Consider the following 21,051-nt stretch of genomic DNA (forward strand, 5'->3'; position numbering starts at 1 on the left):
GCGCACGGCGACGCTATCGCCGCGCGCGTCGGGCTTGCTAAGGCTGGGGCAACGCCCGTCGGACCGAGTCGGGCAAGGGGGTCGCCAACAACCGGAGTTCATCCGCATGTCGCTTTCGGAACGTCATTCGCGCGCGCGCCATATCGTGCGCCGCGCCATCGCCGCGCTGATGCTGGGGGGGCTCCCGGCCGCCGCGGTCGCGCAGGGCTATTCGCCGCGCGAGACCTTTGCGCCGTTCGACATGGGGCAGCCGGTCAACGCCTATCGCTCGGCCAACGGGCTGCCCGGTCCCGCCTATTGGCAGAACCGCGCCGATTACCGCATCCACGCCACGCTGGACGAACAGGGCGGCCCGGCGCTCAGCGCGACCGAGGAGATCCGGTACACCAACAACAGCCCCGACACGCTGACGGTGCTGTGGCTGCAGCTCGACCAGAACCTGTACCGCGCCGACAGCCGCGGCGGCTATGCCGGCGGACGCGCACGGCCGGCATCGACCGAGGGTTTCGTCATCGACAGCGTCGAGGTGGCGAGCGGCAAGGGCGCGTTCGTCCCCGTCGCCACGCTGATCGACGACACGCGGATGCGCGTCGACCTGCCCGCGCCGCTGGCCGGCAAGGGCGCGGCGGTGACGTTGCGCATCCGCTATCATTTCACCATCCCCGGCGAATGGGGCGGCCGCATGGCGTGGGGCAAGGCCAAGGACGGCCCGATCTATGACCTTGCCCAATGGTATCCGCGCATGGCGGTGTATGACGACGTGCGCGGGTGGGACACGCTGCCGTACCTCGCGCAGGAATTCTATCTCGAATATGGCGACTTCGATTACTGGGTGACGGTGCCGAGCACGATGCTGGTCGCCGGATCGGGCGAGCTGGTGAACCCCGAAGCGGTGCTGACCGCCACGCAGCGCGCGCGGCTGGACAAGGCGCGCACCAGCGACGCGACGGTGATGATCCGCGCGCCCTCCGAAATCGCCGACCCCGCCAGCCGGCCGCGGCGCGACGGCACGCTGACCTGGCATTTCCGCATGAAGAACACGCGCGACGTGGCGTTCAGCGCGTCGCCGGTGTTCGCGTGGGACGCGGCGCGCATCAACCTGCCCGACGGCAAGTCGGCGCTGGCGATGTCGCTCTATCCCGCCGAGAGCCAGGGGCGCGATCGCTGGGGCCGATCGACCGAATATCTGAAGGACGCGGTCGAGAATTTCTCGAAGCGCTGGTTCCCCTATCCCTGGCCCGCCGCGATCAACATCGCCGGGCCGGCGAGCGGGATGGAATATCCGGGCATCGTGTTCGACGGGATCGACGATGCGGGCAAGGACCTGTTCTGGATCACCGCGCACGAGATCGGCCACAACTGGTATCCGATGATCGTCGGTTTCGACGAGCGGCGCGACGCGTGGATGGACGAGGGATTCAACACGTTCATCGACGTGTATGAATCGGACGATTTCAACCATGGCGAATACGGCCCCAAGCGCGACAGCGAGTTCGCGCGCGGCGGCGGCAATCCGGTGGACGAGATCCTGCCGGTGCTCGCCGATGCCGCGGCGCCGCCGATCCTGAGCCGCGCCGACACGGTGACCGAGAAATACCGCCACGCCGTCACCTATTTCAAATCGGCGCTGGGGCTGAAGCTGCTGCGCGAGGAGATCCTGGGGCCGGCGCGGTTCGACCCGGCCTTCCGCCGCTTCACCGCCGCCTGGGCGTTCAAGCATCCGAAACCCGCCGACTTCTTCCGCGCGATGGAAAGCGAGGCGGGCGAGGATCTGAGCTGGTGGTGGCGCGGCTGGTACGCGAACAACTGGACGCTCGACCTGGCGGTGGAGAAGATCGCGCCGGTGGGCGGCGACCGCGCCCGGGGCACCGCGATCACCGTCGCCAGCCGCGACCGGCTGGTGATGCCGGTGACGCTGCGCGTCGCCTTTGCCGACGGCAGCCGGACCGACTATCGCCTGCCCGCCGAAAGCTGGATCCGGCAGGCGGCGACGACGATCACGATCGCGCCGGGCAAGACCGTGGTGCGCGCGACGCTGGACCCCGAACACCGCATCCCCGACCGCGACCGGTGCAACGACCGCCGGGCGGCGAGCGCGGGCTGCCGTCCCCGCCCCCCCCCCCCCCCGCGGCGCCGTGCCGCCGCGGGGGTTCAGCAGGGGCCGATCACGATCGTGTCGGCGCGATGCGTGACGCAGCCGCCCGCGACCGCCGCCGCCGCTGCGGCGAAGCGTTCGGGTTCGTTGGCGCGGAACAGACCGACCACGGTCGCGGCGCCGATCGCGGGATCGTCGACGCGGATCCGGACGCGGTTGACGCGGTTGAAGCGGCGCACCGCGGTCGCGATCGGCACGTCGTCGAACGCGAACTGGGCAAGCGCGGGCGAGGGCAGCGGCGCCGGGGCCGGCGACGACGCGACGGCGGGGTGCGGTTCGAGCGTCATCCGGTCGCCGGCATGGAGCAGCACCGCCTGGTCGCGCTCGTCGCCCGCCCAGACGAGCACGCTGCCGCGCTGGACGCTGACCGCGCCGCCCTGCGCCCCGGCGCGCGCAACGGTGTAGATCGTGCCCGTCGCCTGCGCGAAGGCGCGCCCCGACTGGACGACGAAGGGGCGGCGATGATCGGGCGCGACGACGAAGCGCGCCTCGCCGCGCAGCAGCGTGATGCGGCGCGAATCGGCGAGCATCTGGACGCGGATCTGCCCGCCGGGCGAGACCCAGGCGACCGAGCCGTCGCCGAGATCCTGGCGCCGCGGCGCCGCCGCCGCGACCGTCGCCGCGGCGGGCGTGCGCGCGGCCGGCCGCGACGGATCGGCATCGACGAGGAGCAGCGCCCCGGCGACGCACGCAGCGAGCGCCCCGGCACCGGCGGCGATACGCGCGCTCCAGCGACGCGACGGCGCCGCCCAGCGCCCCCCCGCCCGCCGCGGCGCCGCCGCGCGACGCGGATCGAGCACCGCGCGTTCGAGCGCATGGAGCCCGGCGCGCGCGCGCAGATAGGCACCGCGATGGCGCGCGTCGGCATCGAGCCAGCGCGCGAGCGCGGCCTGGTCGTCGGGCGTCAGCGTGCCGTGCGCGCGACGGACCGCCCAGCGCATCGCCTGTTCGTCGATGGGGTTTGCGGCAGTCGCCTCAGTCATCGCCCCTCTCCTCTCCCAAGGAGGCGCGGGCATCCTGATCCGTCAATGCGGCCAGTATCTTGCGGAGCCCGCGCACCAGGTTGTTCTCGACCACATGCTCGCTGACGCCCAGCGCGGCGGCGGTCTCGCGCTGCGACAGGCCGTGGATGCGGCGCAGCTCGATCACGCGGCTGCAGATCGACGACAGCCCGCCGAGCAGCCGCTGGACGCGTTCGAGCTCCTGGCTCGATTCGACCATGCGGTCGGGCGAGGGGCGGTCATCGACCACCTCGAGCCAGTCGATCTCGGTCAGGAAGCGGATATTGTCGGCCTTTTCGCGGCGCAGGCCGTTGAGCACGACCGACTGGACCGTCTTGAAGAAATAGGAGCGGCCATTGGCGATGTGCGCGACCGAGCGGAGCTGGGCGATGCGGCAATAGGCCTCCTGGATCGTATCGTCGATGTTGACCGCATTGCCCCAGCGCCGCGCGAGCCATCGGCGCACGAACGCCTCGTGCGGCAGGATCTCGGCCTCGACCCAGCGGGCGAGGCGGTCGTCGAAACCGGCATCGCGGTCGCCGGGCGACGGATCGGCAGGCTCTTCCGGGGGCATATCAAGCGGCTCTCGCATCACGCGCAAACACCCCTGCATGATAGACGACGGACGTGGCAAGGCGGGGAAAGGGTTGCCCCCGCCCCGCCCGACCCCGCCCATCAGGCGCGATCCGTCACAGCTTGACCTTCACGTTCGCGTGAACGTAGCGGCCGATATTGTCGTAATAGACCGAGCCTTCGTAAACGCCCGGCCGCGCGGGCGGATAGACGTTGAACAGGTTGTTCACGCCCAGCCCGAAGCTCATGCCCCGCCCCAGATCGTAGCGGATGCTGAGATCGTTGTAGACGCGCGCCGGGATGCTGTTGTTGTCGTAGGATTCCTTGGACTGGGCATTGACGTCATAGGTCGTCGCGCTGACGAAGCGCGTGTCGAGCCCGATGCTGACGCGGCCGAGATCATAGCCGGTGAACAGCGTGCCGCGGAAGCGCGGGTCCGAATAGCCGCCGTCATATTTGACGTCGCCGGTCGCCATGCCCGGCGTCGTTTCGACCACCTGGCGCAGCAGATAGGTGCCCTTGAAGTCGACGTGGAGCGTGCCCGGCCCGACGCGGCGGTGATAGCGCGCGCCGAAGTCGATCCCGCGCGCCTTCATCCGCGAGGCGTTGATGTTGAACGAGCGCACCGCGGTGGCGTGGCCCGCCGCGTCGCGATCGACCTGGCGGCAGAACACGTTGTTGATCGTCGGCAGGTCGACGCACAGGTTCATGATGTTGAGGTAGCTGAACTGGGTGATGACATCGCGGATGTCGATGTCCCAGTAATCGGCGGTGAGATCGAAGCCGGGCAGGAACGCCGGCTGAAGCACCACGCCGAGCGTCAGGCTGTCCGAGGTTTCGGGCTTGAGGTCGGGGTTGCCGCCGGTGGTGCGCGCCGTGCCCACCGAATAGCGCGCAAGCGGCGTCGCGATGCCGAGCGCGCGGCAATTGGCCGCCCGCGTCGGGTTCTGGTCGTAAAGGCCCGCCGAGCAGGGATCGTCGAAGAAACCGGCATAGGAGATGCTCTGCGGCGAATAGAGCTCACCGAAATTGGGGGTCCGCACGCTGCGCGACCGCACGCCGCGCAGCGTGAGCCCGCGCACCGGCGCCCAGGTGCCGCCCAGCTTCCAGGTGTGCGTGCCGCCGACGGTGCTGTAGTCCGAATAGCGATACGCGCCCTCGACCTCGAGCCGCTCGGCAAAGCGCACGCCGCGGAGCAGCGGGGCGACCAGCTCGCCATAGAGCTCGGACACGCGGATCGACTTGTCGAGCTCCGGATGCGCGGGCGCGTCCGAGCCGCCATAGGTCAGCTCGCCGTTGAGCGCGAGCGGATCGTCGGTGGTGCGCAGCGCGTCGCGGCGATGTTCGGCGCCGACCGCGAACGACAGGTCGCCATAGGGCAGCGACACGAGCCGGCCGTTGAGGCTGGCACCGTAGATCGTCTGGGTGTTGATCCGCTTTTCCTGGCGGTCGTGCAGCATGTACGCGATCTGCGCCTGGCTGGCGGGCGCGGTGCTGAAGATGTCGAACGGCACGCAGCCCGCGGCGCGCGCGGCCGCATCGCGGCAGACGGGCTGGCCGCTGACCGGATCGGCGACGACATCGCGCGCGGCAAGCCAGTGCGGCATATAGGGCAGGTTCGCGCCGACCACGTCGTCGCGCGTGCGGCCATATTGGAAATAGGCCTCCCACTTCACGCGATCGGCGCTGCCGCCGCTGAGATTGGTGAAGAAGGTGAAGCTTTCGCGATCGTGGCGGTCCTGCTCGATCGGGAAATTGGCATAGGCCCGGTCGATCGACAGCGCGGTGAGGCCGTTGTCGACCATGATCTTGCGCACCGCGGCGGGCAGATAGGGATTGTCGAGATAGGCGGTCGACCCGCCCGCGCCGCTGAACCAGAAACGGCGGCTGTCGTCGCGCCAGTAATTGCCGTTGCCGTCGAACTGGGTACGGCCATAGTCGAGCCGCGCGCCGAAATTGACGTCGCTGGTGACGGCATAGTCGAAGCGGCTGATGAAGGCATAGCTTTCGAGCGGGCCGCGAAGCTGGTCGTTGTCGTAGAGGTTGCGCCCCTCGCCCCCGTCGCCGTCGGCGAACTCGCCCGTGGTCGAGGGCCGGTCGGCCGGGCGCGCGACGTGCGGCACACCGCCGTCGACCACCCAGGACTGGCCGTTCAGGTAGAAGGTCGGCGTGTACATGTAATAGACTTGGCGATTGTCATACGCCGTGAAGCGGTCGGGGATGCCGTCCTGCGCGCTGGTATTCTTTGGATTGCCGAGGAAGGTGATGAGGTGGCGCGCAAAGGGCCGGTCCATCGCGTTGATCGCCGACACCTTCGAATAGGTGCCGCCGATCGCGATATGGCCGCGATCCTCGGCAAAGGCGCCGCCCGCCGAGACCGACAGCGTGTACTGATCGCCGTCGCCATATTGCGACACGCCCGCATCGGCCGAGATGTTGAGCCCGGTAAGGTCGCGCTTGGTGATGATGTTGACCGCGCCGGTGACGGCGTCGGCGCCATAGATCGCCGCGGCGCCGCCAGTGATGACCTCGATCCGGTCGATCATCGCGGCGGGGATCATGTTGATGTCGACCGCCGACGAGCGCGCCGAGCCCGAGACGCGGCGCATCCCGTCGATCAGCGTCAGGCTGCGGTTGGTGCCGAGGTTGCGCAGCGACACCGCCGCGATGCCGCCGTCCCACGACTGGCCATAGGCGGTGGCGAGCCCGAGCCCCGGCCCGATCGCGGGTTCGCGCATCAGCGCGTCATAGGCGCTGTTGCGGCCGAGGCTGCTCGCCTGATCCATGCTGACGACGCTGACCGGCATCGCCGAGCTGAGTTCGGGACGCGCGATGCGCGAGCCGGTGACGACGATCGTTTCGCCCGACGCGGTTTCGTCGCCGCGGACGAGGACGACGACCTTGCCGTCGTTCGACTTGACGCTGAGCCCCGTGCCCGCGAGCAACTGATCGAGCGCGGCGCGGGTGTCGAGCGTGCCGCGCACGCCGTTGGTCCGCACGCCGTCGGCATCGCGGCCCGACACGAGGATCTGGAGATCGGCCTGCTGGGCGAACTGCCGGATGCCCGCCGCCGCGGGCTGCGCCGCCACGTCGAAGCGATGCGTCTGCGCCTGCGCGGCGGCCGGTGCGCAGACGGCGCAGACCGGAACAATCAGAGCGGTGGCGGATTGGAGAGCTCGGAAGCGCATTGCTGGTCCCTGTGCAATAAACTGGCGACCCCAAGACAATGCTCGCACGCACTTCCGTCACCGGATCAAATATTAAATATTTGCAGCTTTTTTATTACAATTCTGTTTCATAGTCCTCTCGCAAAGAAACGTGCGGCTTTACAGCGGGATGCCGAACGCTGTCGCGCGATCAACAGCATCGCACCGGCGACGATGCACGATCGGCGACGCACGGGCGCGCCGCGCTTCCCACCGGCGCCGACCATGCTAAAGCGCAGCGATGGATCGTCGTACCCTGATGCGCCGGACCGCCGCGGCGGTGCTGGCGGGCGCCTTGCCCGTTTCGCCGCTGTTCGCGCAGGACGAGGTCGACATCTCGCCAAGGGCGGTCGCCGAGGATCCGGTGGCGCCGCGCAGCGGGGCGGCGCCAGGGGTGGGCGACGTCACCGTCGTCACCTTTTTCGATTACAACTGCCCCTATTGCCGACGGATGGAACCCGCGCTGGCGGCACTGACCGCCGCCGACCCCAAGGTGCGCATCGTCTATCGCGACTGGCCGATCCTGAGCCCCGCGTCGCGCGAGGCGGCGCGGCTGGCGATCGCGAGCCAGTGGCAGGACCGCCACGGCGCGTTCCACGCCGCGCTGATGGCGACGCGCGGGCCGGTGGGCGGGGCGAGCATCCGCGCCGCCGCCGACCGCGCCGGGGTCGACTGGGCGCGGCTGCAACGCGACGTGAAGACGCGCGGCGCGACGATCGACGCGCTGTTGATGCGGACCGAGGCGATCGCGCGCACGATCGGCTTCAACGGGACGCCGGTGCTGATCGTGGGGTCGCAGATCGTGCCCGGTGCGGTCGACCTGGCGATGCTGCGCCGGCTGGTCGCCAATGCCCGCGCCGAGGGCCGCCGGCGCCGCTGACGCACGCAGCCCGGCCGGACGACCGATTTTCGCGGGCACGCCCCTTGCAATTATGATACAATGTATCATCTGTGGCGCGGTGCCGGTGCGGGCGCCGGGTTGCGGAAGGGACAGGCGGATGCGCGACGACGCGCGGACGAACGACGGGACGGCAAGGGAAACGGGCGGAACGGACGGAACGCGCAGACCGGGCGGACCGGCCGGCGCGACCGGCGCGGGCTGGGACGCGCGGCTCGACGGGCTGGCGATCGGGGCATCGGCGCTGTGCATGCTCCACTGCCTTGCGCTGCCGCTGGTGCTGGCCGCGCTCCCCGCGATCGCGGCGCAACTGGGCGGCGGCGAGGGTTTTCATGCGGCGGTGCTGGTCCTCGCGCTGCCGACGAGCGCCTGGGCGCTGATCGGCGGGTGGCGGCGGCACCGCGCGGTGCTGCCGCTGATGATCGGTGCGGCGGGGCTGATGCTGATGGCGGCGGGCGTCGCGCTGGCGGTGCCGGCCGCGCTGGAGACGGGCGTGACCGTGCTGGGCAGCCTGATGCTCGCGGGCGCGCATATCGGCAACTGGCGCGCGCGGCGCGCGCACGCCGCCGCCTGCGCCGCGGGCTGATGGCGGCGCCGGGTGCAGCATGGTAGGGGCCGCGCCATGACCGCCGTTCCGCCCGATCCCGCCCTGTGCCCCACCCCGCTTGCCGACCGGATCGGCGACGTGCTGCGCATCGCCGCCGCGCGCGAAGTCATGCCGCGCTTTCGCCGGCTGGGCGCGGGCGAGATCGAGGAAAAGGCGCCGGGCGACCTGGTGACGATCGCCGACCGCGAGGCCGAACGCGTCATCGCCGAAGGGCTCGCCGCGATCCGCCCCGATGCGCGCTTCGTCGGCGAGGAAGCGTGCGCGCGCGATCCGGGACTGCTCGCCGGGCTCGACCGCGGTGCGGTGTGGATCGTCGACCCGATCGACGGCACCGGCAACTATGCCGCCGGGCGCGAGCCCTTTGCGCTAATGGCGGCGCTGGTCGAGGACGGCGTGACCCGGGCGGCGTGCATCCTCGATCCGGTCGCCGACCGGCTGATCGCCGCCGAGCGCGGGTGCGGCACCTGGATCGACGGCGTGCGGCGGATACCCGATGCCCCCGGCGATGCCCCCGGCGCGGCGCCCGACCCGGCGACGCTCACCGGGATCGTCAGCGACTTTTCACGCCCCCCGGCGATGGCCGAACGCGTCGCGGCGCTCGCCGCACGGACGGGCGCGGTGGTGCCGACGCGGCGCTGTGCCGGGCATGAATACCCGCTGGTCGCGCAAGGGATGCGCGACTTTGCGCTTTATTGGCGGACGCTCGCCTGGGACCATGCGCCGGGCGTGCTGCTGCTCGAGGAAGCCGGCGGCGTCGCGGCGCGGATCGACGGCAGCTCCTATCGCCCCGCCGATGCCAGCGCGCCGATCCTGATCGCACGCAACCCGGCGGTGTGGGCGACGGTGGCGGCGATCCTCAACGGCTGACCCGGCCGAACCGGCTCAGCCGGCCTTGGCGAGCCGGTCGAACGCCTGGAGCCGCGCGAGCAGCGCGGGCATGTCGCGCAACGGCACCATGTTGGGGCCGTCGCTGGGCGCGACGTCGGGATTTTCGTGCGTCTCGATGAACAGCGCGGCGACCCCCACCGCGATCGCGGCGCGCGCGAGCACCGGCACGAATTCGCGCTGCCCGCCCGAGGTTTCGCCCTGCCCGCCCGGCTGCTGGACCGAATGCGTCGCGTCGAACACGACGGGAAAGCCCGTCTGGGCCATGATCGGCAGCGCGCGCATGTCGCTGACCAGCGTGTTGTAGCCGAAGCTGACGCCGCGTTCGCACAGCATCACGCGGTCGTTGCCGCTCGCGACGAGCTTCGCGGCGACGTTCTTCATGTCCCAGGGCGCGAGGAACTGGCCCTTCTTGACGTTGACCGCGCGGCCGGTGTGCGCCGCGGCGACGAGCAGATCGGTCTGGCGGCACAGAAAGGCGGGGATCTGGAGCACGTCGACCACCTCGGCGACGGGCGCGCACTGGGCGGGTTCGTGGACGTCGGTGATGACCGGGCAGCCGAAGCGTTCGCGCACCTCGGCAAAGATGCCGAGCGCGCGGTCGAGCCCGATGCCGCGCGGCGAGCCGATCGCGGTGCGATTGCCCTTGTCGAACGAGCTTTTGTAGATGAGGCCGATGCCGAGCGCGCCGCACATTTCGGTGAGCGCAGCCGCCGTTTCGAGCGCGTGATCGCGGCTTTCCATCGCGCACGGCCCGGCGATCAGCACAAAGGGGCGGTCATTGGCGATTTCGAGCGCGCCGATCCGGATCGTCCTGGTCATTGATGTCCCCTGCGGCCCCGGACGGGCCGACCCCAGTGTTTCAGAAAGCGCCGCATTCGGCGAGGATTTCGGCGACGTCGCGCCCGCGCGCGGCATACATGCGGATCCGCGCCTCGTTGGTCATCACATCCCACGCCGCCGCCTCGACCGCGTCCCATTCGCCGCGCGGCACGACGACGACGCCGTCCTCGTCGGCGAACACGACGTCGTCGTTGGCGATGGTGACGTCGCCCATGCGGATCGGCCGGTTCATCGCGCCGACGGTGCCGTCGAGCTTGATGTCGTTGCAGTTGGTGACGCGCGCATAGACCGGGAAGCCGAGCGCGCGGACATCGGCGGTGTCGCGCGTCGTCCCGTCGATCACCGCGCCCACCGCGCCCGAGCGGATCGCGAGATTGGCGTTGAGGTCGCCGAAATAGGCGCGTTCGGGAACGTCGGTCGCGACCATGATGACATCGCCCGGCCGCACGAAGCGATAGGATTCGAGCGCGCCATAGATGCCCTTCCACGCATCGGGCGCGTCGTCGGGGCCGAGCCGGCGCAGTTCGAGCGTCTTGGCGCGGCCGAACAGCTTGCCGCCGCTGGTCGGGCGCAAGGCGGGCGGCAGCACCACCTTCATGCCCCGGTCCTTGCAGATATCGGCGAGGACGGTCGACGAAAGATGCGGCATCATCGCGCGGAACCGCGTCACCTCGGCCGCGCGCTGCCCTGCCGCGATCGTTTCGGCGATCACCAGGTCGGCGCCGCGATTGATGTCGATCTGTTCGATCGGATCGAGGTCGAACAGGATCGGCCGCGTGCCGAACCGCCGCGTCGGCACCGCGCCCGAGGGCGGCCGGCGGACGATGTAGAGGCTCATCGCCTCGACCACCGTCGCGGGCAGGTCGACGCTGTTGGGGATGCGGCCGGTGCCATAGGCGGGGACGCCGCCGTCCCAGCAATATTGCTTGGCGCGGCTGACGCCGATCAGGCTGTCGGCATCGGGATCGGCGAGCAGCGCGGCGATCGCGCGGCCGATCGTCGCCGCCGACACGAACGGCGCGGTGCACAGCAACTGAACCCACAGATCGGCGTCGGGCCGCTGGCTGCATTCCCAGGCGAACATCTCGTGCCCGTCGGTCGCGTTGCTCGCGAGCGCGGCGGGGCGGACGAGCCGCGTCACCGGCAGGTCGGTCGCGAGTTCGGCGATCGCGTCGCTTTCGGTGTCGAGGCAGACCTCGGTAATCGCGGGGCAGTCGAGCGCCTGGCGCAGCTTGCGCTTGAACAGGTAATCGCCGTCGAGAATGGCGACATTCTTGCCGGGAACCCGCTCACTGTTGCCCTTGGCGGGAACGAACGCGACGATCTTCATCAGTTCAGCCTTGCAGGAGGTCGTTGGCGTGGATCATGCCGTGCAGCCGGCCCGATGCGTCGACGACGGGAAGGACGAGCCAGGCGCCCGCGCCCTGGCTGCGCATCAGCAGCACGTCGCCGACATTGGCGTCGGGGCCGATGACCTGGGGGGCGGGCTGCATGATCTCGCCCGCGGTGGCACGATGTGCTTCGGGATGCGCCTGAAGGTGGCGGCGAACGTCGCCGTCGACGATCAGCCCGAGCAGCCGGTCGGCCGCATCGACGACGCAGGCCGCACCCAGCCGCTTGCTCGACATCACCGCGAGCAGGTCGACGAAGCCCGTGGCCGGGCCGACGCGCGGCAGGTCGTCGCCCTGGCGCATGAAGCTGGCGACCGGGATCATCTGGCGCCCCAGCAGTCCGGCGGGGTGGTGGCGGAGGAAATCGTCGCGCGTGAAGCCGCGCGTCCGGCTGGCCGCGACCGCGAGCGCGTCGCCGATCGCGAGGTGGAGCGTCGTGCTGGCGGTGGGCGCCATGCCGATATGGTCGGCCTCGCGCGCGACCTCGGCGAGGATCAGGTGATCGACCGCGCGCGCGAGCGGCGATCCGGCACGGCCGATAATGCCGATCAGCGTGCAGCCGCGCGCCTTGAGCAGCGGCAGGATGCGCACGATCTCGTCGGTCGCGCCGCTGTTCGACAGGAGGAGCACCAGGCTGTGCGGCGCGACGGCGCCGAGATCGCCGTGCGCCGCCTCGGCCGCGTTGACGTAGAGCGCGGGCGTGCCGAGGCTGGAAAAGGTGGCGGCGAGCTTGGCGGCGACATGCCCCGACTTGCCGACGCCGACGAGCACGACCGGCTGGCGCTGCGCCGCGATCAGCGCGATCGCGTCGGCGACCGCGGCGGGCGGGGCGCGCAGGAAATCGGCAAGCGCGTCGCGTTCGGCGGCGATCACGTCGCGGAACCAGGCGGTGCCGAGGTCGGCGGCGAGCGGGACGCCCGCAAGCGCGGCGTGCGCGTTCATGCGGCGACTCCCGGCAAAGCCTCGAACCGCGCGAAACCGGCGGCCCAGCGATCGGGCGCGACCGGGCGATCGAGGCGGTCGATCAGGTCGTCGGCGGTGAAATCGGACGCCTGCGGATCGAAGATCTGGTTGGCGACGTGAAAGGCGAACCAGCGGCGGGCGGCCTCGCGGTCGGGGCGCCGGGCGGCACCCGCCGCGACATCGGCGAGCAACGGCGCGAAATCGGCATAGGCGTTGAGCCACGCCCCCGTCCGGAAACGCGAGCGGCGCAGCAGCGGCGTGCCGAAAAAGGCGGCGAGCGAATAGGCCTTGGAATCGCCGACGATCATCGCATCGGCATCGCGCGCGAGCAGCAGCGTCGTGCTTTCGCCGGCGGGCGTAGTGCCGGGCAGCATCCGCATCCGGTCGCCATGCGCGGCGATCGTCGCCTCCACAGCACGATTGTCGACATACAGGACATTGAGCGGGTGGTTGGTGAAGGCCAGGAAGATGCGCGGATCGAGTTGTGCCGCAAGCGCGTCGACGAAACAGTGGTTGGGGCGCGCATCGACGCGGTGGAGGGGGAAGAAATTCTCCTCATGCTCATATTCGAGCGGGACGGCGAGCACGGGGCGATCGTCGGGCAGACCGGCCCAGTCGCGAAAGGCCGCCCGGTCCGCGGCTGTCGGCGCGGCGAGCGGCGCCAGCGCATCCCAGGCGCGTGCGATCCCGCGATCGAGCGCCGCACAGGCGGCGGCGTCGAGCGGCGGGAGCAGGCCATGGTCGAAGGGCCGGTGCTGAAGGATCACCCAATGGGGCGGAATCGCGAGCGGCGCGGCGCCGCTTTCCATCAGATAGCGCACCGTGCCCGGAAAGCGCGCGACGGTGTCGCAATCCGCAGCGCGCACAAGCACATAGTCGGGAGCGAGCGCGCGCACGAAATCGACGATGGCGTCGCGCTCGACGGCGTCGGTGCGCATCGAGGGGTGCGCGTCGTCGTCGGCGAGATGCCATTCGATCCCCGGCAGATCGGCACAGGCCGAAAGCTCGCGCGGGCCGATGCCGGTGCCGCACCACGGCACGGGCGCGAGCACGTGGACGCTGTGCGCCGGGGCAAGGACGGCGAGCAGCGGCCGGACCACATTGTCGAACCACCAGGGCGTGATGACGGGAAGGTAGAACAGAATCTTCAAGCGAACGCCTACGCCTACACAAACGCGCCTTTTCGGGGGAAAAGCGGCGCCTACTATCTTCCTTGTTATAGAGGCGCGGACGCCGCGCCGGCCGGGCGGGTGAGAAATCTTACGGAGCGATCCGCAACCCGCCGCCACCGCCCCTGCCCCCGCCTCAATGGCCGTCGGCAACCGCCCGTTGCGCGGCGCAATCCGCCGATCGGCGGCCCCGGCATGGCGAAAGGCCGCAATCGGGGGCGCAAAACCCGCCGTTCGGCGGAACGCGATGACGCGGCGGTGATTACCGGGTGCGCGGGGTCGCCGCGGGCGTGGCGACGAAGCGGCGATCGAGCAGCGTGCGCCGCGCGACGCGTGCGTCGAGCGCGTCGGCGATGACGGTCAGCGCCGCATCGAGATCGTGCCGGCGTCCGCACAGGAAGATGTCGATGCACGCGGTGCCATATTCGGGCCAGGTGTGGATCGAGATATGCGATTCGGCGAGCAGCGCCACGCCGGTGACACCCTGCCCCGGACCGAAGCTGTGCAGCCGGACCTCGAGCAGCCGCGCATGCGCCGCCGCCGCCGCGGCGACGAGGCACGCCTCGACCCGGCCGACATCGGCAAGCCCGGCGGCATCGCACAGGTCGGCGATCAGATGGCTGCCTTCACGCGCGAGGGTCATAACAGGCTTTCATGGGCATGGCCGAGCCGCGTCATCGCCGCCTCGGCGGCACGGACACCGCGGTCATGCGCCTCTTCGAACAGCGAGAGGCCGCTGAGATCCGAATGGGCGAGGAACAGCGGCGGCGCGACCCCCGCGCCCGCCGCAGCCCCGCGCGCGAGAAACCCCGGCGTCGGCCGGATCATCGCATGTCCCCAGCGCCAGAGGTCGATCGTGCGGATCGCATCGTCGAGATCGGGGTGCATCGCGAGCAGGTCGTCGCGCACGATCCGCTTCCAGTCGTCGGCGCTGCGTTCGAGCAGCAGGCGGCGCCCGACCGCCGGCGGCATGTCCGACAGCGGCAGATACCAGGTCAGCACGCTGGCCGAGGCGATCGCCGCCGGCCCCTGATGCGTCGCCACGACATAGCCGAGCGCGTTGCTGGTACTCGACACATTGTCCCATGCGAGCGGCACCCCCGGCCCGCCGGGCAGCCGGTCGACCGTGACGTTGGCGACGAGCCACGGCGCATAGCTGAACGCCGGCATCGGCGCGACCGCCGGGCAGACGCGGGCGGCGACGAAATGCGGCATCGCCAGAATCGCGGCGCGCGCGGTCGTGCGCACCGTTTCGCCGCGCCGCGTGTCGAACGCATCGACCACGACGCCGTCGTCGCGACGATCGACATGATGGACGATCTGCCCCGGCACGATCCGGTCGCCGCCGAATTCGGCGAGCCGCCGCACCAGCCGCCCGTTGCCTTCGGGCCAGGTGAGCTGGTTGTCGCCCGCACCGTTCGCCGCCCAGCCGCGTCGCGCCGCGAAATAATGGATGCCCGCCCAGGCCGAGACCTCGCCCGGCTCGGTCCCGTAATCGTCACGCATGGCGTAGCGGACATGCGCGCGCAGCACGGGCGAACGCCACCCCTGCCCATCGAGCCAGCGTGCAAAGTCGATCGCGTCGAGCGCGACAAGCGCCGGATCCTGCGAACTGTACGCAAGCGGCACCGCAAAGGCCGGGCGCCCGTCGGCGCCGACCTGACGCGAAAAGGCGGCCATGCGCGCCTGGAACGCGGCGAGATCGGCGCGGTCCTGCGCCGTCAGGCCGGTGCGCGGGATCAGCCCTTCCTGCCAGCGGCCCTGCCAGAGCAGCCGCTCCTCGAGATCGGCGCAGAGCTGTTCGGGATCGTAGACCGGCACGCCGTCGACATCGCCCACGATCATCCCGAGCCGGCGCAGCAGATGACGCAGCGCGCGCGATTCACGATTGGGAACGGGCAGGTAGTGCGCGCCGAGCGGATAGGCCGAAACGGCATTCTGCCCGCTGCGCGCATTGCCGCCGACGCGATCCTCGAGCTCGAGCAGGCGGAAGCGCGTGAACCCCGCCTCGGCGAGCCGCCAGCCCGCCGACAGCCCCGCGACGCCGCCGCCGGCGATGACCAGGTCGACCGTTTCGAAACGCGTCGGCGCCGGGAAGCCGCCGCGGCGCAGCCGGTGCCCGCGCGCGAAATCGGCGCCGCCGAGCGTGCCCGCCGGCAAGCGCGCCGCCGCCCCGCCGAATGCGGCGGCGAGGCCCGCCGCCCCCGCGGCCACGACGCCGCCGAGCCCGAGCAATGCGCGACGGTCAGCCTTCATAGCGGCTCCACGCATCGGCGAATTCGCGCACGAGCACCTGGTTGTCGAGGCGGTTCACCGGCGTCGGGCGGCGCGCCATGTCGGGCGGAAAGTCGAACAGCGCGGCGTCGCCCGCAGGCGTGAGGAACCGGCCGCCGGGCAGAATATGCGCCCGCGCGGGAACCGGTCCCGCCGCCGCGAGCACGAACCCCCATTCGCCGAAGCTGGGCACATAGACATGATAGCCGCGCGTCCGGAATCCGGCCGCCTCGAGCGTCGAGGCCACCGTCCAGAAGGCCATCGGCGCGACGAGCGGCGACGTGCTTTGCACCACCACCATCCCGCCGGGCGCGAGCAGCCCGCGCACCGCCCGATAGAAGCTGTCGGTATAGAGCTTGCCGACCGAATAATCGACCGGATCGGGGAAATCGATGATGACCGCGTCGTAGCGCGCATCGGCACGCCGAACGGCCTCACGCGCCCAGCGGAAGCCGTCGGCATTGACGACGGTGATCCGTGGATCGGTGAGCGCACCGCGATTGAGCCGCGCCAGCATCGGCGTGCGCGCGAACAGCGCGGTCATCTGATCGTCGAGATCGACCAGCGTCAGCCGGCGCACTTCGGGATGGCGCAGCACCTCGCGCGCGGCCAGCCCGTCGCCGCCGCCGAGGATCAGCACGTTGCGCGGATGCGCGACGCGCCCGAGCAGCGGATGCACCAGCGCCTCGTGATAGCGATATTCGTCGCGCGACGAGAATTGGAGATTGCCGTTGAGGTAGAGCCGCAGATCGTCCTGCTGCCGCGTCAGCACGATGCGCTGATAGCGGGTCGAGACGGCATAGATCACGGGTTCGTGATAGCTGGCGACTTCGGCCCAGCGCTGAAGCCGGTCGGCCGCGACGAACCCCGCCGCCAGCGCGAGCAGCACGAGCAGCGCCGTCAGCTTTTCCGCGCCGAAGCGCGCCGCGCGCGGCATCGCCAGCAGCAGCGCCAGCGCCACCGCGGCATTGAGGATGCCGAACAGGAAGCCCGTCCGGATCATGCCGAGATGCGGCATCAGCAGCAGCGGGAACAACAGGCTGGCGACGAGCGCACCCACATAGTCGAAGGTGAGCACGTTCGACACGGTTTCGCGGAAGTCGAAACCGCGCAGGATGCGGATCAGCAACGGGATTTCGAGACCGACGAGGAAGCCGATCGCCAGCACGAGCCCGTAGAGCGCGATGCGGAAATGCTCGACCAGCGGAAACAGCAGGAACAGCGCGCAGGCGGCGCTTCCCCCCAGCGCGGCGATCAGCAGTTCGACGCGGATGAACAGCCGCAACGCGTCGCGGCGCACATAGCGCGAGCACCAGCTCCCCAGCCCCATCGCGAACAGATAGGTGCCGATGATCGTCGAGAATTGCGTGACGCTGTCGCCCAAGAGATAGCTGGCGAGCGTGCTGGCGAGCAGTTCGTAGATCAGCCCGCACGTCGAGACGACGAAGGCCGATGCGAGCAGCGTCGCGGCAGGCGCGCCGATCCGCGGCGGCGCGCCGTCGCCATCGTCAGCCATGGATGGCCGCGGCAACGATGATCGCCAGCCCGACGGCCACCGCGCCCGAGAAGATCGCGACGGCGACGTTCTGTTTGTCGCGGATCTCTTCCCACAGCTTTCCGGGCGTGAGCAGGTCGAGCACGACGAAGCCGACGACGAAGACGAGGATGCCGATCACCGCATAGAGCAGCGTGGCGAGTAGCGCGGGCAAGGTGGTGACCATGAGCGTCCTATTTGTGATGGGGACCGTAATAGCCGTGGCCGCCGCCGCCGACACCATAGCCGCGCTCGCGCCCGCCATCGGCAAAGGGCGACCAGGCGAAGGTGCCGGTGAGCGCGAACAGCGCGATCACGGCGGCGCACCACAGCGCATAGAGGAACAGGCGAAGGGTCATGCCTCGTCTCCCGCCGGCGCGAAATCGCTCTGCGACAGGCGCGCGCGTTCGAAGCGCCGGTGCAGCGCGAACCCGACCAGCCACGGAAGCGCGATCAGGATCAGCGCGATCAGCACGTTCGAGGCGAACAGCGTGCCATAGCGCACCGCGATCGTCACCCGCGGCGCCTTGTCACCCGCCATCCAGTCGGGATCGTTCCAGCCGGTGCCCGTGCCGGTGGCGGTGGCGGTGGCGGTGGCGGTGGCGCGTTCGGGCCAGCGATTGCCCTTGTAGTCGATGACGAGATCGTAGGTGCCCGCCGGAACGCCCGCGATCGAGACCGACGATGTGCGATCGCCCTCGGTCCAGGTGCCGTCGGAATCGACGCCCGCATAACGTTCGGCCGCGCCGCCGGCGACAAAGCTGCGCTGGCTGGCGCGATCGACGAGGCGATAGTCGAGATCGACCCAGCCGTTTTCGAGATCGGGCACCTCCGCCCGGATATCGACGCGCTGATAGGGCCGGTCGAAGCGGATCGGACCGAGCGTCGCGGTCTGCTCGTGCCCGTCGGGCGCGATCGCAAGGCTGCCCCGCGCCGCCCAGCCGCCATGGCCGAGCACGACCGCCAGCAGCAACAGCACGACGACCGCGACGCCCATCACCGTTGCCGCGGCGGCCGGCCAACGCCCCCAGGGCGACGGCTGGTGCCCGAGCGGCGGCCAGACCGGCCCCGCAGGCGCGACGCCGAATGCCGCCGCGACCTCGCGCGGGGGCAGGAGTTCGTTGCGGGTCCAGTTGACCTCCGCCCCGTCGCTTTCGCGCGAAAGCATGACGCCGGGGCGGACATAATCGGCCGTGTCGACGACGTCGCCGACGCGCACGCGCCAGTAGAATTCGCCGACGACACGCCGGACGGTGGCGGAGCCGACGCAGAAATGGGCATAGCGATGCCCGTCGAGGTCGACGCCATGCAGCCCCGCCGCGCGCGGCATCCGCGTCAGCATCGTGCCGAAGCTCCAGCCGTTGCGCACGTTCGTCAGCCAGCGATAGCCGTGATAGGGGTTGAAGAGCAGATACTCGTCCCACCCCTCGCCCTGCTGGACGCGCATCAGATAGCCGATCACTTCCCATTCGACGCCGCGCAGCGTGCCGCGCGTGCCGAGCGGGATATCGAGCGTGGTCGCCAGGCGATGCTGATCGGCGACGCGCTTTGCGATCGCATCGGTGACGTCGAGGATCGCGCCGCAATAGCTGCACGCGACATGGACCGTATATCCGGCGGCCCGCAGCGCGACCGTGCCGCCGCAGGACGGACAGGCAAGCGCGCGGACGGCGGGCTCGGGCGCGCCGGCGGGCGGCAGCTCGGGCGGGGCGGCGGAATCAGCGGCCATAATCGGGCATCCCCCACCCCTCGATCACGCGCATCCCCTGGGGCGCGAGCGCGGCAAGCTCGACATAGCGCCCCTCATAATAGCTGACGCCGCGCGTATCGCGCTGAAGGCAGGCACATTCGCCCGCGGGACCGCGCAGATCGACGCTGTAGAGCCGCCACGCGGGCGCGGCGGCGAAGGGCAGCTCGCCTTCGGACGCGACGCACAGCACCTCGCGCGCGTCGACGATCGTCATCATCGCCTGCCCCAGGCAGACCTTCGTGCCCGGCGTTGCCGCGCGCCCGGCCGCGACGGCGTCGAGCGCGGCGGCGCGCCCGGGCTCGAACGGGCGTTCCCACAGCAGCATGAACTGGCCCATCGCCTCGCCCAGCCAGGCCGAACCGCCGTCGTCGAACAGCAGCAGCCATTCGTTCCAGGCGCCGTCGGTCCAGCTCCAGCGGACGCGGCCGATCACCTCGAAGCCCCGGTCATCGGCACGGCCGCGCATGCCGATCCGGACCGGGCTGACATCGAACGGGAGCGCCGCGCTGTGCCCCTGTTCGGCAATGCCGGCGTCGGTGCGGACGAGCAGCGTGCGGCAATAGTCGCACACGCGCGCGGGAAGCGCCGGCGAGCGGAACACCACATCGGCGCCGCAACTCGGGCAGGGAACGTGCAGGCTCATCGTCGACTCAGCGGATGCGTGCGAGCAGCTCGGCCTTCTTGGCGTCGAACTCGTCCTGGCTGATCGCGCCGAGCGTCAGCAGCCGGTGGAGCCGTTCGATCTGGGCATAGGGATCCTCGCCCCCGCCAGAGGCGGGCGCGGCGGCGCCGGCCATCCCCTGGGCGATCGCCATCCCCGCCGCCATGCCCGCGCCCGCCGACGCGACCCCGCCGGGCTGATCGGCGGCGCGCTCGATCGCCTCTGCGCTCTGGAACCGCGCCAGCCGGTCGAGATCGCCGACGACGCGCATCGCGCTGGCCTTGTCGAGATAGGCCTGTACGGCCTCCGGCAGCGACAGGCTTTCGATATAGAAGCTGGTGCAGGCGAGGCCCCATTGCGCAAAGGCCGGGGCGACGGCGGCGGCGAGGCTTTCCGACAGCGCGGCCTGATTGGCGGCGAGATCGACAAAGGCGATGTCCGCGCCGCCGAGCGCCGTCGCGATCGCGGTGGTGATCGCCGCGCGAAGCTGAGGCTCGACGTCGCCGGTGGTCAGCCGGTCGAGCGACCCCATCAGCCTGACCGAAAAGGCGGCGACGTCGTCGATCCGGAAGCTGTAGCTGCCGAAGGCGCGGACGCGCAGCGGGCCGAAGTCCTTGTCGCGCACGGTGATCGGCTGGGCCGTGCCCCATTTGAGTCCGGCCTGTTCCTTCTGGCTGAAGAAATAGAGATCGGCCTTGAACGGCGAGGCAAAGCCCTTGTCCCAGTTCATCAGCGCGGTGAGCAGCGGCAGATTGCCGGTTTCGAGCGTGTAGCGGCCGGGCAGGAACGCGTCGGCAAGCTGGCCCTCGTTGTGCAGGAACGCGACCTGGCCCGGGCGGACGGTGAGTTGCGCGCCGTTCTGGATCTCGCGATCCTTCATCGGAAAGCGGATCGCGAGCGTGCCGGGCTCGTCCACCCAGTCGATCACGTCGACGAACTGCTTCGAGAGAAAGTCGAACAGGCCCATAACATCCCCCAATACCGGGCCGAGCATAGTCGTTCGCACGCGATTTCAAAGCAAAAGCGGTTGTTCGGCATCCGGAACCCGCAATCGGGCGCGCAAAACCCGCCGTTCGGGGGAACGCGATGACGCGGCGGTGATTGCCGGGTGTGCGGGGTCGCGGCGGGGGTGGCCAAGGGG

18 protein-coding genes and 1 pseudogene are annotated in these 21,051 nt (G+C 70.3%); 4 read left to right on the forward strand and 15 right to left on the reverse strand.

The window, feature by feature from the left end:
- The first annotated feature begins 106 nt into the window (after window positions 1-106).
- Window positions 107-2,560 carry a M1 family metallopeptidase gene (locus ACT3CF_RS07530; protein ID WP_478421632.1) on the forward strand — a complete coding sequence of 818 codons (2,454 nt, stop codon included), beginning with the start codon at window positions 107-109 and terminating at the stop codon, window positions 2,558-2,560.
- Here the strand turns inward: ACT3CF_RS07530 and ACT3CF_RS07535 are convergent.
- The 3 genes and pseudogenes from ACT3CF_RS07535 to ACT3CF_RS07545 all read right to left on the reverse strand — a co-directional run.
- Window positions 2,560-3,171, reverse strand: a pseudogene (locus tag ACT3CF_RS07535) (FecR/PupR family sigma factor regulator); the annotation flags it as partial. The gene ACT3CF_RS07530 and the pseudogene ACT3CF_RS07535 sit on opposite strands and share 1 nt — an antisense overlap.
- The gene (locus ACT3CF_RS07540; RefSeq protein ID WP_478421633.1) at window positions 3,131-3,730 is read right to left on the reverse strand and encodes an RNA polymerase sigma factor; all 600 of its coding nucleotides are present in this window, start codon (window positions 3,728-3,730) and stop codon (window positions 3,131-3,133) included. The gene ACT3CF_RS07540 and the pseudogene ACT3CF_RS07535, both read right to left, overlap by 41 nt.
- A gap of 115 nt (window positions 3,731-3,845) precedes the next feature.
- Window positions 3,846-6,917 carry a TonB-dependent receptor domain-containing protein gene (locus ACT3CF_RS07545; protein ID WP_478421634.1) on the reverse strand — a complete coding sequence of 1,024 codons (3,072 nt, stop codon included), beginning with the start codon at window positions 6,915-6,917 and terminating at the stop codon, window positions 3,846-3,848.
- Between the two features lie 259 nt (window positions 6,918-7,176).
- On the opposite strand from ACT3CF_RS07545, the gene ACT3CF_RS07550 reads away from it, so the two are divergent.
- The 3 genes from ACT3CF_RS07550 to ACT3CF_RS07560 all read left to right on the forward strand — a co-directional run bounded on the left by ACT3CF_RS07550 (window position 7,177) and on the right by ACT3CF_RS07560 (window position 9,307).
- Complete coding sequence (locus ACT3CF_RS07550; protein ID WP_478421635.1) at window positions 7,177-7,815, forward strand: DsbA family protein; 639 nt, start codon at window positions 7,177-7,179, stop codon at window positions 7,813-7,815.
- Between the two features lie 118 nt (window positions 7,816-7,933).
- Entirely contained in the window at window positions 7,934-8,419 is a 486-nt protein-coding gene (locus tag ACT3CF_RS07555; protein WP_478421636.1) for a MerC domain-containing protein, read from the forward strand.
- 36 nt (window positions 8,420-8,455) lie between these two features.
- Window positions 8,456-9,307, forward strand: coding sequence for an inositol monophosphatase family protein (locus ACT3CF_RS07560; protein ID WP_478421637.1), 852 nt, complete (start codon window positions 8,456-8,458; stop codon window positions 9,305-9,307).
- Between the two features lie 15 nt (window positions 9,308-9,322).
- Here the strand turns inward: ACT3CF_RS07560 and kdsA are convergent, their stop codons facing one another.
- From kdsA to ACT3CF_RS07620, 12 genes are all read right to left on the reverse strand, one after another.
- The gene (gene kdsA / locus ACT3CF_RS07565; RefSeq protein ID WP_478421638.1) at window positions 9,323-10,147 is read right to left on the reverse strand and encodes a 3-deoxy-8-phosphooctulonate synthase; all 825 of its coding nucleotides are present in this window, start codon (window positions 10,145-10,147) and stop codon (window positions 9,323-9,325) included.
- Between the two features lie 40 nt (window positions 10,148-10,187).
- Window positions 10,188-11,498, reverse strand: a complete 1,311-nt coding sequence (locus ACT3CF_RS07570; RefSeq protein WP_478421639.1) for an RraA family protein — start codon at window positions 11,496-11,498, stop codon at window positions 10,188-10,190.
- Between the two features lie 4 nt (window positions 11,499-11,502).
- Window positions 11,503-12,501: a KpsF/GutQ family sugar-phosphate isomerase gene (locus tag ACT3CF_RS07575; protein ID WP_478421640.1), complete on the reverse strand. Its 999-nt coding sequence runs from the start codon at window positions 12,499-12,501 to the stop codon at window positions 11,503-11,505.
- Window positions 12,498-13,673 carry a hypothetical protein gene (locus tag ACT3CF_RS07580; RefSeq protein WP_478421641.1) on the reverse strand — a complete coding sequence of 392 codons (1,176 nt, stop codon included), beginning with the start codon at window positions 13,671-13,673 and terminating at the stop codon, window positions 12,498-12,500. The genes ACT3CF_RS07575 and ACT3CF_RS07580 overlap by 4 nt, the downstream gene beginning before the upstream one ends.
- Before the next feature lie 280 nt (window positions 13,674-13,953).
- Window positions 13,954-14,334, reverse strand: a complete 381-nt coding sequence (gene speD / locus ACT3CF_RS07585) for an adenosylmethionine decarboxylase (protein ID WP_478421642.1) — start codon at window positions 14,332-14,334, stop codon at window positions 13,954-13,956.
- Window positions 14,331-15,947 carry an FAD-dependent oxidoreductase gene (locus ACT3CF_RS07590; protein WP_478421643.1) on the reverse strand — a complete coding sequence of 539 codons (1,617 nt, stop codon included), beginning with the start codon at window positions 15,945-15,947 and terminating at the stop codon, window positions 14,331-14,333. Before ACT3CF_RS07590 ends, speD begins: the two co-directional genes overlap by 4 nt.
- Window positions 15,937-17,481, reverse strand: coding sequence for a polyamine aminopropyltransferase (locus tag ACT3CF_RS07595; RefSeq protein WP_478421644.1), 1,545 nt, complete (start codon window positions 17,479-17,481; stop codon window positions 15,937-15,939). Before ACT3CF_RS07595 ends, ACT3CF_RS07590 begins: the two co-directional genes overlap by 11 nt.
- Window positions 17,474-17,686 (reverse strand): DUF350 domain-containing protein, encoded by a 213-nt coding sequence (locus ACT3CF_RS07600; protein WP_478421645.1) that lies wholly within the window; start codon window positions 17,684-17,686, stop codon window positions 17,474-17,476. Before ACT3CF_RS07600 ends, ACT3CF_RS07595 begins: the two co-directional genes overlap by 8 nt.
- Window positions 17,687-17,693: 7 nt before the next feature.
- Window positions 17,694-17,858 (reverse strand): hypothetical protein, encoded by a 165-nt coding sequence (locus tag ACT3CF_RS07605; protein ID WP_478421646.1) that lies wholly within the window; start codon window positions 17,856-17,858, stop codon window positions 17,694-17,696.
- Window positions 17,855-19,228 carry a DUF4178 domain-containing protein gene (locus tag ACT3CF_RS07610; protein WP_478421647.1) on the reverse strand — a complete coding sequence of 458 codons (1,374 nt, stop codon included), beginning with the start codon at window positions 19,226-19,228 and terminating at the stop codon, window positions 17,855-17,857. Before ACT3CF_RS07610 ends, ACT3CF_RS07605 begins: the two co-directional genes overlap by 4 nt.
- Window positions 19,218-19,892 carry a DUF4178 domain-containing protein gene (locus ACT3CF_RS07615; protein WP_478421648.1) on the reverse strand — a complete coding sequence of 225 codons (675 nt, stop codon included), beginning with the start codon at window positions 19,890-19,892 and terminating at the stop codon, window positions 19,218-19,220. Before ACT3CF_RS07615 ends, ACT3CF_RS07610 begins: the two co-directional genes overlap by 11 nt.
- A gap of 7 nt (window positions 19,893-19,899) precedes the next feature.
- Window positions 19,900-20,877, reverse strand: coding sequence for an SPFH domain-containing protein (locus ACT3CF_RS07620; RefSeq protein WP_478421649.1), 978 nt, complete (start codon window positions 20,875-20,877; stop codon window positions 19,900-19,902).
- Window positions 20,878-21,051 lie beyond the last annotated feature (174 nt).

This window comes from Sphingomonas chlorellae, from assembly GCF_056485145.1.

Bases quoted from the DNA above. Each gene is read 5' to 3' on its own strand.
- ACT3CF_RS07530 (WP_478421632.1), top strand. From the start codon at position 107: ATGTCGCTTTCGGAACGTCATTCGCGCGCGCGCCATATCGTGCGCCGC.
- ACT3CF_RS07540 (WP_478421633.1), bottom strand. From the start codon at position 3,730: ATGCCCCCGGAAGAGCCTGCCGATCCGTCGCCCGGCGACCGCGATGCC.
- ACT3CF_RS07545 (WP_478421634.1), bottom strand. From the start codon at position 6,917: ATGCGCTTCCGAGCTCTCCAATCCGCCACCGCTCTGATTGTTCCGGTC.
- ACT3CF_RS07550 (WP_478421635.1), top strand. From the start codon at position 7,177: ATGGATCGTCGTACCCTGATGCGCCGGACCGCCGCGGCGGTGCTGGCG.
- ACT3CF_RS07555 (WP_478421636.1), top strand. From the start codon at position 7,934: ATGCGCGACGACGCGCGGACGAACGACGGGACGGCAAGGGAAACGGGC.
- ACT3CF_RS07560 (WP_478421637.1), top strand. From the start codon at position 8,456: ATGACCGCCGTTCCGCCCGATCCCGCCCTGTGCCCCACCCCGCTTGCC.
- kdsA (WP_478421638.1), bottom strand. From the start codon at position 10,147: ATGACCAGGACGATCCGGATCGGCGCGCTCGAAATCGCCAATGACCGC.
- ACT3CF_RS07570 (WP_478421639.1), bottom strand. From the start codon at position 11,498: ATGAAGATCGTCGCGTTCGTTCCCGCCAAGGGCAACAGTGAGCGGGTT.
- ACT3CF_RS07575 (WP_478421640.1), bottom strand. From the start codon at position 12,501: ATGAACGCGCACGCCGCGCTTGCGGGCGTCCCGCTCGCCGCCGACCTC.
- speD (WP_478421642.1), bottom strand. From the start codon at position 14,334: ATGACCCTCGCGCGTGAAGGCAGCCATCTGATCGCCGACCTGTGCGAT.
- ACT3CF_RS07590 (WP_478421643.1), bottom strand. From the start codon at position 15,947: ATGAAGGCTGACCGTCGCGCATTGCTCGGGCTCGGCGGCGTCGTGGCC.
- ACT3CF_RS07595 (WP_478421644.1), bottom strand. From the start codon at position 17,481: ATGGCTGACGATGGCGACGGCGCGCCGCCGCGGATCGGCGCGCCTGCC.
- ACT3CF_RS07600 (WP_478421645.1), bottom strand. From the start codon at position 17,686: ATGGTCACCACCTTGCCCGCGCTACTCGCCACGCTGCTCTATGCGGTG.
- ACT3CF_RS07605 (WP_478421646.1), bottom strand. From the start codon at position 17,858: ATGACCCTTCGCCTGTTCCTCTATGCGCTGTGGTGCGCCGCCGTGATC.
- ACT3CF_RS07610 (WP_478421647.1), bottom strand. From the start codon at position 19,228: ATGGCCGCTGATTCCGCCGCCCCGCCCGAGCTGCCGCCCGCCGGCGCG.
- ACT3CF_RS07615 (WP_478421648.1), bottom strand. From the start codon at position 19,892: ATGAGCCTGCACGTTCCCTGCCCGAGTTGCGGCGCCGATGTGGTGTTC.
- ACT3CF_RS07620 (WP_478421649.1), bottom strand. From the start codon at position 20,877: ATGGGCCTGTTCGACTTTCTCTCGAAGCAGTTCGTCGACGTGATCGAC.